Here is an 11,724-nt window from a genome sequence, read left to right as displayed (position 1 = left end):
ACTACAAAGCAATTCGGAGCCGCACCATGCGCCTGAGCACCACGATGATGTACTCGAACGGCCTGAGCGGCGTTCTCTCTCAGGAATCGGACATGAACCGCCTGGTCGAACAGGTCGGCAGCGGTCGCAAGTTCCTGACGCCCGCGGATGATCCCCTGTCGGCCTCGTTGTCGATCGGCGTGGCGCAGACCAAGAGCATGAACAGCACGTATGGCCTGAACCGCGATACGGCCATGACCAATCTGGGTCAGGAAAGCAACGTGCTGGATTCGATCACCACGGCATTGCAGGACGTTCGTACCCGCGTCATCCAGGCAGGCAACGGCACCTTTGCCGACAGCGATCGCCAAGCCCTGTCGACCGCATTGAAGAGCGCCCGCGACGCGCTGCTGGGCCTGGCGAACAGCACGGACGGCAACGGCCAGTACCTGTTCTCTGGTTACCAGGGCGGCGTGGTGCCTTATTCGCAGGACACCAACGGCAAGATCGTCTACAGCGGCGCCACCGGCGAGCGCACGATCCAGGTCGACCAGTCGCGCCAGCTGTCCACCAGCGATCTGGGTATCGACGTGTTCAGCCGCGCCAACCCGGGTTCGCAAGCCTACGTCAGCACCGCCGCCAACGCCAACACCGGCACCGCCCAGTTCAGCACCGTGTCGGTGACGCCGGGCTCGGCCAACATCGGCAAGAATTTCCAGATTCAGTTCGAGGCGGACCCGGCCACGGGCAACATGGGCTATCGCGTCACGACGACGGATCCCAACGCCAACCCGCCGGTCCCGCCCGTCGTCACCCCGACGCCGCCCGCTGCGGCCACCCCGTACACCGAGGGCGCGGCCATCGACTTCGGCGGCGTGTCGGTCGTTGTCAAGGGTACGCCCGCCAACGGCGACGTGATCGACGTCCAGAGCGTGCAGACGGCTGACCTGGACATGTTCACCACGCTGGACAGCCTGATCAAGGTGCTGGATTCGCCGATCGCCGGCGACGAAGTCGCCCTGGCCAAGCTGAACAACGAATTGGCGACCGCCAACAAGAAATTGTCGAACAACTACGACAACGTCTTGACCGTGGCCGCTTCGGTCGGCGCCCGGATGAACGAGCTGGAAGCGCTGGACGCGACCGGCACGAAGAAGGGCCTGACGTATTCCAAGACCTTGTCGGACCTGGAAGACCTGGATTATTTCGCCGGCGCCAGCCAGCTTGCCATGCGCAAGGTCGCGCTGGAAGCGGCTTCCTCCGCGTTCATGACGATTCAGGGCTCCAGTTTGTTCAGCCGCGGTAAGTAAGCGGCAGATTTTCAGGCCGTGCCGCTCAAGGTCCGGCCTACGGCGCCATTCTCGGACGCTACCGGTCATGAACCGGGGCGTCCGTGGTTGCGTTCAGGGTGGGTTGTGTCGTTTCACGTTGCTTAACGCTCGGGTAATTCATGCTTGTCAATTTGAAAGTCCGCACCTGCATCGTGCTGGTGCTGTTGCTCTTCACGGGCGCCATGTTCGCGTCGAACGGTGTGGCGTGGATGGGCCTGAATTCCAGCAATGAAAAGCTGGAACGGGTCAACGCCATCTATTCCAATCAGGCGACGCAGCTCAATCGCGCCTACATCGCCTACCTGCGCGGTCGCTTGTTGCTGGCCAACTCGCTGATGGACATGCAGCAGGGCAAGACGGAGCAGGCCTCCTCGCAGGCCAAGCGCGCCGACGCGTTGATGCAGGAAGGCAATCAGCTGCTGGAAGCGTTCCGCAAGTCGCCGCCCATGCCGGGCTCCGAAGCGGCGGTGCAAAAGCTGGAAGCCGCCTATCGGCAATTCGACGATGTCTACAAGCGCCAGGCCAGCGCATTGTCCAAACTGGCCATCCAGGACTATCTGGACCTGAACGACGCGGGCGGCGCGGCCAACACCGCCTTCCGTGAAGCCGTGTATGGCGTCTTGCAGTTCGTGGATACCCGCGCCGATGAACTCGTGGCGCGGGCCGAAGTCGACCACAACATCTCGCGCACCGTGACGATTGCGCTGCTGGCGGTGTCGCTGGCGCTGGCGCTGGGTTGCTGGATCTTCATCAACCGCACCGTGTTGCGTCCGCTGCATCAGGCGGGCGAGCACTTCGACAAGATTTCCGGCGGCGACTTCACGGGCCGCATCGACGTGCGCAGCACCAACGAAATCGGGTCGCTGTTCGCCGCCATCAAGCGCATGCAGGAAAGCCTGACGCGCACGGTGGCGACCGTGCGCCGTGGCGTGGAAGAGATCAACGTAGGCTCGCGTGAAATTTCCGCAGGCAATACCGATCTGTCCAGCCGCACGGAACAGCAGGCGGCTTCGCTGGAAGAAACCGCCGCGTCGATGGAGCAACTGGCTTCCACCGTCAAGCAGAACGCCGACAACGCACGCCAGGCCAACCAGTTGGCCGCCAGCGCGTCGGACGTGGCCGAGCGTGGCGGTGCAGCGGTGTCCGAAGTGGTCAGCACGATGCAGGGCATTTCGGCCAGCTCGCGCAAGATCTCGGAAATCGTGTCCGTCATTGACGGCATTGCGTTCCAGACGAACATCCTGGCGCTGAACGCCGCCGTGGAAGCGGCCCGTGCCGGAGAGCAGGGCAAGGGCTTTGCGGTCGTGGCGGGCGAAGTGCGCTCGCTGGCGCAGCGCAGCGCGCAGGCAGCTAAAGAAATCAAGGGCCTGATTGAAGACTCGGTGTCCAAGGTGGGCGCGGGTTCGCAGCAGGTGGAACGCGCCGGCGCGACCATGCAGGAGATCGTGTCCTCAGTCAAACGCGTGACGGACATCATGGGCGAAATCTCGGCCGCCTCGGATGAACAGTCCAGCGGTATCGATCAGGTCAACCGCGCCGTCTCACAGATGGACGAAGTGACGCAGCAGAACGCCGCGCTGGTGGAAGAAGCCGCCGCCGCTGCCGGTTCGTTGCAGGAACAGGCCCAACGCCTGGCGGAAGCCGTGGCGGTGTTCAAGATCAATGCAGGTGAAGTGATCGAAGTGCCGGCGCGCCAGCTCGCCGGCCAGCAGAGCGCGAAACGCATGTCGCCGCCGCAGGCATCCAGCCCGGCGCCGAGCGCTGCGCGCGCATCGGCTGCGCGCCTGGCCAAGCCGGCTGCGGCGGTGGCCGAGCCGGCAGCGCCGGAGCAGGAGGACGACGAGCCCGAGGCCCAACCGGCCGCCGCGCCCGCGGCGCCTGCCGCCGCTCCCCGCAAGACTCAGGTGGCGCGTCCGAAGCCGGCCGCGTCCGCAGCGACGGTGGTACGCCCGTTGCGTCGTCCGGCCTCGCGCGCGGACAGCGCGGCAGCCAAACCCGCCGCGCCCTCGGCCGCGTCGACGGCCAGCCGTCGACCCGCGCCCGCGGATGATGATTGGGAGTCCTTCTGACGAATCCCGCGTCAGGGCATTGAACAGGCAGTCTATTAAAAACAGTACCCCCCCTTTACGGACCGGCGGCCACAGCGTGCCGTCGGGACGACTACCGGAACTCTTGGAACATGTTCAGCAATCTGAAGGTGCGCACGGGCTTGATGCTCGCTCAGTTGGCAGTTGCCCTGGCCGCACTGGTTGCAATTGGTTTGGGCTGGAACAGCATGCGTGCCAGCGCCGTCACGATCAACGCTCTGGATTCCCTGAGCGTGCAGCAAAGCAATCTGATCAAGGACGCCTACACGCAGATGCTGCGCGCGACGATCCGCGCGGACATCGCCGCCGCGCAGCGCGCTACGGGTGACACGAACGGTGCTGCCGAGAACTCGCGCACCGTGCAGCAATTGATCGGCGACGCCAACAAGAAAATGGAAGCCTTCAAGGCCGTTCCGAAAGTGACGAGCGTGGGCCAGGCCGCTGAAGGCGAGCTCATAACGACATTCAACGCCTTCTCGAACGCGTTGCGTTCCATGATGGGTGCGCTGGACAAGGGCGACGCCGCGACCTACCTGAGCTTGAAGAATACCCAGGCAGGCGCCGCCAGCGCGGCATTCTTCAAGCAGTTGAGCGATTTTGCAGGCAATATCAACACGTTCAGCGAACACGAAGTGCAGGCCGCTCGCAGCCAGGCGTCGATGATGACGTTTGTGTACCTGGGCCTGGCCGCGCTGATCCTGGCCGTGGCGCTGGGTGCGTTCCTGTTCATGAACCGCGTCATCCTGCGCCCCTTGCGCGCCGTCAGCGACAGCTTCGACAAGATTGCCGGCGGAGATCTGACCGTGCGCGTGGAAGCCACGTCCACCAATGAAATCGGCCATCTGATGGCCGCCGTCAAGCGCATGCAGGAAAGCCTGACGCGCACCGTCTCGGCGGTGCGTCGAGGCGTGGACGAGATCAACGTGGGCTCGCGTGAAATTTCCGCGGGCAACACGGACCTGTCCAGCCGTACCGAACAGCAGGCGGCGTCGTTGCAGGAAACGGCCGCGTCGATGGAACAGCTGGCCTCTACCGTCAAGCAGAACGCCGACAACGCGCGCCAGGCCAATCAGCTGGCGGCCAGCGCGTCGGATGTCGCCGAGCGCGGCGGTTCGGCGGTGTCGGAAGTGGTCAACACCATGCACGACATCTCGGCCAGCTCGCGCAAGATCTCGGAAATCGTGTCCGTCATCGACGGCATCGCGTTCCAGACCAACATCCTGGCGCTGAACGCGGCCGTGGAAGCGGCGCGCGCGGGCGAACAGGGCAAGGGCTTTGCGGTCGTGGCAGGCGAAGTGCGCTCGCTGGCGCAGCGCAGCGCGCAGGCCGCCAAGGAAATCAAGGGCTTGATCGAAGACTCGGTGTCCAAGGTGGGCGCGGGTTCGCAGCAGGTGGAACGCGCCGGCGCGACCATGCAGGAGATCGTGGCGTCGGTCAAACGCGTGACCGACATCATGGGCGAGATCTCGGCAGCGTCGGAAGAGCAGTCCAGCGGTATCGACCAGGTCAATCGCGCGGTCTCGCAGATGGATGAAGTGACGCAGCAGAACGCGGCGCTGGTGGAAGAAGCCGCCGCTGCCGCCGGTTCGTTGCAGGAGCAGGCCGAGCGCCTGGTCCAGGCCGTGGCGGTGTTCAAGATCCATGCGGGCGAAGTGATCGAAGTGCCGGCGCGCCAGTTGACGCAGCAACCCGCGCATCAACCCGCGCAGCGTCCTGCTCCGCGCGTCGCCGCGCCGAAGGCTCCGTCTGAATCGCCCGCGGAAGCTCCGGCTCGCGCGACGCCCGCCGTGCGTTTGACGCACGCGGCGCGCTCCAAGCCGGCAGCCGTCGGCGCTGAAGGCGCCACGGCGACGCGGCCGTTGCGCCGTCCGGCGCCGCGTGCGGCGGCCCCCGCAGGCGAGGCCAAGCCGGCGTCCGCGCCGAGCCGCCGCAGCGCGCCGTCCGACGACGATTGGGAATCTTTTTGATGCTGGCGCAGCCAGCGAACAGGTAGGGTATGCGAGGCTATAGAAATCTTCTGGCGGGCGCCGCCATCGCGTTGTTGCTGTGCGCCTGTGCAGCCACGGGTCATAACTTCGATCCGGGCAAACTGAGCACGCTGACTCCTGGCCAGACGACGCTGGAAGAAGCCTCGCGCGCGCTCACCGCGCCGCCTGACAAGCTTTACAGACAGACCGACGGCACGCTGCTGGCCCTCTGGTCCTTCAAGATCACGTTTGTCGCCGACGGACTGTACAGCCGCAAGGAAGCGCTGCTTCAGTTCGGCCCGGATGGCCGCCTGGTGCGGCTCGTCGACAGCACCAATATTCTGCTGGAACCCTGGGAACGCCAGAAACTGCTGGGCCCCGCGCCTATGCCTGACACGCGTCAGGAATGGACGCAGCCCGTGGCGGAACCCGAGGTGCAAACCATCTACATACCTGGTCCGGGCGAACCGGCCGGGTTGGCGCCGCAAGGCAAGTAGTGCAGGTAGTCCGGTAGAGAGCATGGCGGCGTGCGCCGCTGTGACCGTCGCCTTGAATGTACACGTCATGTAACAGGGCGTGTCCACAAGGTGGTTTTTCATTTGGTCAGAGCAGGTCCTGAGGGATGGGGAAATAATATGGAAGCGAGTCTCGAATCCGGCGCAAAGGCCGGCAAAGGCGGCAAGAAAAAGGCCGCGCGCGCACCCAAGGTGAAACGCAAGCTGAGGTTGCGCGACGCCCGCGTCGGTACGATGCTGTTGTGGGTCATGGCGTTCTTCGCGATCCTGATCGCGGCGGTTGGCGGCCTGGCCGCATTCTTCTTGCAGCACAATTACGAATCCATCCGCGAAGTCAACGCGTTGACCGAGCGTGCCAAGCAAGTCGAAGTGATCAACAGCGACATGCTGCGCGCCCGCGTCAGCCTGATGGTGGCCGCGCGCCACTTGCAGGAATCGGGTTGGGGCAGCGGCGAGAATTCGGCCCGCGACGCGGCCGCGGCGCTCAAGGGCGCCACGGACTTGCTGACGGGCGTGCGCAGCCGCTTCTCGGACTTCCAGAAAAACATGCTCCAGGACGACACGGGTCGTCAGCTGTCGATGAACCTCGTGCGCCGCTATCGTTCGTATATCGACGACGGCGTGGACACGATGGTCGAAGCCTTGCGCAGCGAAGACTATTCGACGTTCTACATGGTGAACAACGAATACGGCACGCCGCGCAGCGCCGCCTTCATCGAGGCGATCAGCGACTTCAGCAAGTACATCGGCGACCAGCAGCAAGCGACCATCGATCAGGCTGAAGCCAACTTCAACCGCGCCATGGTTGCCGTGGGCGTCGCGGTGGGCCTGGCCCTGCTGTTGATGGTGTTCTGCCGCGTCCTCTTCGGCCGTCTCGTCGTTCGCCCCTTGGTGGAAGCCGGCCAGCATTTCGACAAGATCGCCGCTGGCGACCTGACGAGCCGCGTGGAAGTCAAATCGCACAACGAAATCGGCCAGTTGATGGCAGCCGTCAAGCGCATGCAGGAAAGCCTGTCTCGCACGGTGGCGACGGTGCGCCGTGGCGTGGACGAGATCACGGTGGGCTCGCGCGAAATCGCGGCGGGCAACACGGACCTGTCCAGCCGCACGGAAGAGCAGGCCGCCTCGCTGGAAGAAACCGCCGCTTCGATGGAAGAGCTGGCCTCTACCGTGAAGCAGAACGCCGACAACGCGCGCCAGGCCAACCAGTTGGCCGCCAGCGCGTCGGACGTGGCCGAGCGTGGCGGTTCGGCGGTGTCGGAAGTGGTGAGCACGATGCAGGGCATCTCCGCCAGCTCGCGCAAGATCTCGGAAATCGTGTCCGTCATCGACGGCATTGCTTTCCAGACCAACATCCTGGCGCTGAACGCCGCCGTGGAAGCGGCGCGTGCCGGTGAACAGGGCAAGGGCTTTGCCGTCGTGGCAGGCGAAGTGCGCTCGTTGGCGCAGCGCAGCGCGCAGGCCGCCAAGGAAATCAAGGGCCTGATCGAAGACTCGGTCCACAAGGTTGGCGCGGGTTCGCAGCAGGTGGAACGCGCCGGCGCGACGATGCAAGAGATCGTGGCCTCGGTCAAGCGCGTGACGGACATCATGGGCGAGATCTCGGCAGCGTCGGAAGAGCAGTCCAGCGGTATCGACCAGGTCAACCGCGCGGTCTCGCAGATGGACGAAGTGACGCAGCAGAACGCGGCGCTGGTGGAAGAAGCGGCGGCTGCGGCGGGCTCGTTGCAGGATCAGGCGCATCGCCTGGCCGAAGCCGTTGCGGTGTTCAAGATCAACGCGGGCGAAGTGATCGAAGTGCCGGCGCATCAACTGAGCGGCTACGCGTCGCCGACGTTGACGCAGGGTTGATCGCCCGGCATTGCCGCCGGGGCAGCACCCGGCGGCAATGCTGCCTGTCCGCGCGCCGCAGTGCGCGTGCGCGGACTCATAAGCACGTTAAGTTTTTGTAAAAATTACCGTTAATAAAAATAACGCCTTGGGGAAGGGCGGTGAACAGTGTTTGGCGGAGGACGGCGCTCGCGGCGCACCCTCCATACAGACCAGGCGGGGACAGGTGGATCCGGGGCGTGTAGGCCGGTTTGCTCGCTGCTAATCATTCGCTGCTCTATCGATGTCACTGGAGACTAGCTGTGCGCGTGAACCTACCCATCACTGATGTGGAAACCAAGCTGCGCGAGGATCAGTATCTGATCTCGCGCACCGACACTAAGGGCCGCATCGTTTACGCGAACCCGGCTTTTGTCGAAGTCAGCGGCTTTACGCTCGAAGAACTGATCGGCAAGCCGCACAATCTTGTGCGCCATCCCGACATGCCGCCCGAAGCCTACGAAGATCTGTGGGCAACGCTGCAAGCCGGCGAGTCGTGGCTGGGCCTGGTCAAGAACCGTCGCAAGGACGGCGGCTACTACTGGGTGCTGGCCAACGCCACGCCCATCGTCGAGAACGACGAAGTGGTGGCGTATTCCTCGGTCCGCGTGTGTCCTTCCGACGAGCAGATCGAGATGGCCGAAGAACTCTACGCGCGCATGCGTGAAGGCTCGGCGCGCGGTATCCGCATCAAGCGCGGACGCCCGGTGCGCGCCGGCTGGCGGCGCGGCCTGGACGTGCTGGCATTCCCGTTTCGACGCAGCGTGCGCAGCCGCATGTTCCGCCACGCGCTAGTGTCTTCCGCCATCGTCGTGGGCGCGGGCGCCTATGGTCTCAACGCCAACTGGGAAAGCCTGAGCACCTGGGGCGCGGGCCTGGGATGCGGTGCGATCGCGCTGGCCGTGCTGGCCATCTTCGGCATGGGCTGGAGCCTGTCGAAATCCCTGCTGGAACCGATGCTGGATGCGGCCAACATGGCGCGCCAGGTGGCCGCCGGCAACCTCACCACGCAGATCATCGCCGAATCGGATGATGAAGTCGGCAGCCTGAAGTTCTCGCTGGAAGTGATGCGCAAGAGCCTGATCGGCATTGCGCAGGACGTCTATCGCGGTATCGAAGGCACGACCCACGCGGCCGTGCACATCGCGCGCGGCAACCAGGAACTGGCCGGCCGCACGGAAGGCCAGGCGTCGTCCTTGCAGCAGACGGCTGCCAGCATGGAGCAGCTGACTTCCACGGTGCGCCAGAACGCCGACAATGCGCGCCAGGCGAACCAGCTGGCCGCCAGCAGCATGGACGTGGCGCGGCGCGGCGGCGTTGCCGTGGGCCAGGTCGTGAACACCATGCATGGCATTTCGGCCAGCTCGCGCAAGATTGCGGACATCGTCAGCATCATTGAGGGCATCGCGTTCCAGACCAACATCCTGGCGCTGAACGCCGCCGTGGAAGCGGCCCGCGCCGGAGAAACGGGCAAGGGCTTCGCCGTGGTCGCGGGCGAAGTGCGCAGCCTGGCGCAGAAGAGCGCGCAGGCGGCGAAAGAGATCAAGGGCCTGATCGAAGACTCCGTGGACCGCGTATCGGAAGGCTCGGCGCAAGCGGAGCAGGCGGGCGCGACGATGGAAGAAATCGTGGCGGCCGTGCATCGCGTGACGGACATCATCGGCGAGATCTCGCAAGCCTCGCAGGAACAGTCCAGCGGAATCGAGCAGGTCGATAGCGCCGTGTCGCAAATGGACGTGATGACGGTTCAGAATACCGCGCTGGTGCAGGAACTGGGCGGCGCGGTGATGCAGTTGGGCAGCCAATCCGGCGCATTGCGCGAGACGATCCGCGTATTCCGCCTGACGGGCCACGCCTAGGTAACTCATAAGCGTCGTATAGACGCGACGCGCTTCGGTTACGCACACTGGCCCCTCCCTTAGATACGTTCGGGAGGGGCCAGTGCTTTTGCACGCGGATATTCATCGTTTGACGTTCATGCCCGCCAGCGGCGCGTCGTAGACCTCGCTCGCCGGCCAGCCTAAAGGCGCGGCGAATCCTGCTACGCCAAACCCTGCGAACCTGCGCTACCGTCCCGCCAGCGCGTCCACAACGCGGCTCATCGCGCCCAGGCCCGATTCGAACAGCGTCTCCAGGAAGGGGCCCGCGTGGGGCAGCACCACCGTCAGCACGGTGACGCCGATGATGAGCGTGACGGGAAAGCCCACCGAGAACACGGACAGTTGCTGCGCGGCGCGGTTCAGGATGCCCATGGCCAGGTTGATGGTCAGCAGCGCGCAGATGAGAGGCAGGGCAAGCAGCAGGCCCGACACGAACACGGTCTTGCCCCATTCCACCACCACGCCCCAGCCATTCTGATGCAGCTGGATCGCGGCAACGGGCAGCGTGTCGAATGAACGCACCAGCGCGGCCAGCACCAGCAGGTGGCCGTCCAGCGCCAGGAAGGTCAGCATCGCGACCATGTTGAACAGGCGCGACAGCACGGCGGTGTTCGCGCCCGAGCTGGGATCGAAGAACGAGGCGAACGACAGGCCCATTTGCAGGCCGACGAATTCGCCGGCCGTCTGCACGGCGGCGAACACGATCCGCATGGTGAAGCCCATGGCGATGCCGATCAGCACCTGTTGCATCACCATCCACAGGCCGGCGTAGGAACCGGGCGCGATCGGCGGCATGGGGTCCAGCGCGGGGCTGACCGCGACGGCCAGCACGAACGACAGGCCCACCTTGACCTTGACGGGAATGGCGGATTCCGAGAACAGCGGGGCCGTGCCGACCAGCGCCAGAATACGCACGAACGGCCAGAGAAACTGGCCGATCCAGCCGTTGAGCTGTTCGAGCGTGAAGGCGATCATGGGAAAACGTCCGGGGCCGGGCGGCGCGGGCCGCTCAGGACACCAGCATGGGGATCTGGCCGATCAGTTGGCGGATGTAGTCGACCATGACGCCGATGAGCCAAGGGCCCAGCAGCACCAGCACGCCGCACATGGCCAGCAGTTTCGGAATGAACGACAGCGTCATTTCGTTGATCTGCGTGGCGGCCTGGAAGATGCTGATGACCAGGCCCACCACCAGCACCACCAGCAACAGCGGGCCGGCCATCGCCAGGACGATCTTCATCGCCTGGTAGGCCATGGTCATGACGGTTTCTGCGGTCATGGCGAGTGCTCCGGCGTTATTGGTAGAAGCTCTGGGCGAGCGAGCCCATGAGCAGGTTCCAGCCATCGGCCAGCACGAACAGCATCAGCTTGAACGGCAGCGCCACGGTGACGGGCGGCACCATCATCATGCCCAGCGCCATCAGCACGCTGGCCACGACCAGGTCGATGATGAGGAACGGGATGAAGATGGTGAAGCCGATCTGGAACGCCGTCTTCAATTCGCTGGTGATGAAGGCCGGGACCAGGATGCGCAGCGGCACTTGCGAAGGGTCTTCCAGCGCGGGCTGCTTGGCCAGGTTGGCGAACAGCGACAGATCGTTCTCGCGGGTCTGGTGCAGCATGAACGTGCGCAGCGGGCCGGCGGCGCGCTCGACCGCTGTTTCGAACTGGATCGACCCTTCGGATAGCGGCTTGTAGGCGTCGGCGTAGATCTTGTCGAACACCGGCGACATCGTATAGAAGGTCAGGAACAGCGCCAGCCCGATCAGCACGTGGTTGGGCGGCGACATCGCCGTGCCCATGGCGCTGCGCAAGAGGCCCAGCACGATGATGATGCGCGTAAAGCCCGTCATCATCAGCAAGGCGGCCGGCAGGAACGACAACGAGGTCATCAGCAGCATGGTCTGCATGCTGAGGGAGTACGTCTCGGAGCCGTTCGGGCCGGGCGTTGCGGTCAGCGCGGGCAGGGTGGCCTGGGCGACGACTCCGGCGGGAAAGAAGGCCAGGCCCAGCACGGCGGCGGCGGCCAGCATGGGCAGGGCGCGCTGACGGGCAGGCAGGAGTGTCGTGCTGGAGAGAAAGCTCATGGGTGTCGC

At 64.8% G+C, this 11,724-nt stretch carries 9 protein-coding genes; 6 read left to right on the top strand and 3 right to left on the bottom strand.

Annotated elements, in window-relative coordinates; translation table 11 throughout:
• The first annotated feature begins 26 nt into the window (after nucleotides 1-26).
• The 6 genes from flgL (at nucleotide 27) to API01S_RS20970 (ending at nucleotide 9,607) form a co-directional block, all read left to right on the top strand.
• A complete protein-coding gene (gene flgL / locus API01S_RS20995) occupies nucleotides 27-1,289 on the top strand; it encodes a flagellar hook-associated protein FlgL (RefSeq protein ID WP_061306061.1) in 1,263 nt (420 codons plus the stop codon).
• Between the two features lie 140 nt (nucleotides 1,290-1,429).
• Nucleotides 1,430-3,379: a methyl-accepting chemotaxis protein gene (locus tag API01S_RS20990; protein WP_061306060.1), complete on the top strand. Its 1,950-nt coding sequence runs from the start codon at nucleotides 1,430-1,432 to the stop codon at nucleotides 3,377-3,379.
• A 110-nt stretch (nucleotides 3,380-3,489) separates the two neighbouring features.
• Nucleotides 3,490-5,364, top strand: a complete 1,875-nt coding sequence (locus tag API01S_RS20985) for a methyl-accepting chemotaxis protein (protein ID WP_061306059.1) — start codon at nucleotides 3,490-3,492, stop codon at nucleotides 5,362-5,364.
• 29 nt (nucleotides 5,365-5,393) lie between these two features.
• Nucleotides 5,394-5,861 carry a hypothetical protein gene (locus API01S_RS20980; RefSeq protein ID WP_061306058.1) on the top strand — a complete coding sequence of 156 codons (468 nt, stop codon included), beginning with the start codon at nucleotides 5,394-5,396 and terminating at the stop codon, nucleotides 5,859-5,861.
• Between the two features lie 138 nt (nucleotides 5,862-5,999).
• A complete protein-coding gene (locus API01S_RS20975; RefSeq protein ID WP_006219055.1) occupies nucleotides 6,000-7,730 on the top strand; it encodes a methyl-accepting chemotaxis protein in 1,731 nt (576 codons plus the stop codon).
• 281 nt (nucleotides 7,731-8,011) lie between these two features.
• Nucleotides 8,012-9,607: a methyl-accepting chemotaxis protein gene (locus API01S_RS20970; protein WP_061306057.1), complete on the top strand. Its 1,596-nt coding sequence runs from the start codon at nucleotides 8,012-8,014 to the stop codon at nucleotides 9,605-9,607.
• A gap of 207 nt (nucleotides 9,608-9,814) precedes the next feature.
• Here the strand turns inward: API01S_RS20970 and fliR are convergent, their stop codons facing one another.
• Genes fliR through fliP form a run of 3 tightly spaced genes read right to left on the bottom strand, consistent with a single transcriptional unit; the run spans nucleotide 9,815 to nucleotide 11,715 of the window.
• The gene (gene fliR, locus API01S_RS20965) at nucleotides 9,815-10,603 is read right to left on the bottom strand and encodes a flagellar biosynthetic protein FliR (RefSeq protein ID WP_050729033.1); all 789 of its coding nucleotides are present in this window, start codon (nucleotides 10,601-10,603) and stop codon (nucleotides 9,815-9,817) included.
• Between the two features lie 34 nt (nucleotides 10,604-10,637).
• Nucleotides 10,638-10,907, bottom strand: coding sequence for a flagellar biosynthesis protein FliQ (gene fliQ / locus API01S_RS20960; protein WP_006219058.1), 270 nt, complete (start codon nucleotides 10,905-10,907; stop codon nucleotides 10,638-10,640).
• Nucleotides 10,908-10,923: 16 nt separating this feature from the next.
• Entirely contained in the window at nucleotides 10,924-11,715 is a 792-nt protein-coding gene (fliP, locus tag API01S_RS20955; protein ID WP_006219059.1) for a flagellar type III secretion system pore protein FliP, read from the bottom strand.
• Between the last annotated feature and the right edge of the window lie 9 nt (nucleotides 11,716-11,724).

This window comes from Achromobacter piechaudii NBRC 102461, from assembly GCF_001571245.1.
In the GTDB taxonomy this organism is placed as follows: domain Bacteria; phylum Pseudomonadota; class Gammaproteobacteria; order Burkholderiales; family Burkholderiaceae_B; genus Achromobacter; species Achromobacter piechaudii.
The sequence above is the reverse complement of the archived record's forward strand: the minus strand, read 5'-3'. Positions and strand labels throughout refer to the sequence as shown.

Bases quoted from the DNA above. Each gene is read 5' to 3' on its own strand.
- fliR (WP_050729033.1), bottom strand. From the start codon at position 10,603: ATGATCGCCTTCACGCTCGAACAGCTCAACGGCTGGATCGGCCAGTTT.
- API01S_RS20975 (WP_006219055.1), top strand. From the start codon at position 6,000: ATGGAAGCGAGTCTCGAATCCGGCGCAAAGGCCGGCAAAGGCGGCAAG.
- fliQ (WP_006219058.1), bottom strand. From the start codon at position 10,907: ATGACCGCAGAAACCGTCATGACCATGGCCTACCAGGCGATGAAGATC.
- API01S_RS20985 (WP_061306059.1), top strand. From the start codon at position 3,490: ATGTTCAGCAATCTGAAGGTGCGCACGGGCTTGATGCTCGCTCAGTTG.
- API01S_RS20980 (WP_061306058.1), top strand. From the start codon at position 5,394: ATGCGAGGCTATAGAAATCTTCTGGCGGGCGCCGCCATCGCGTTGTTG.
- API01S_RS20990 (WP_061306060.1), top strand. From the start codon at position 1,430: ATGCTTGTCAATTTGAAAGTCCGCACCTGCATCGTGCTGGTGCTGTTG.
- flgL (WP_061306061.1), top strand. From the start codon at position 27: ATGCGCCTGAGCACCACGATGATGTACTCGAACGGCCTGAGCGGCGTT.
- fliP (WP_006219059.1), bottom strand. From the start codon at position 11,715: ATGAGCTTTCTCTCCAGCACGACACTCCTGCCTGCCCGTCAGCGCGCC.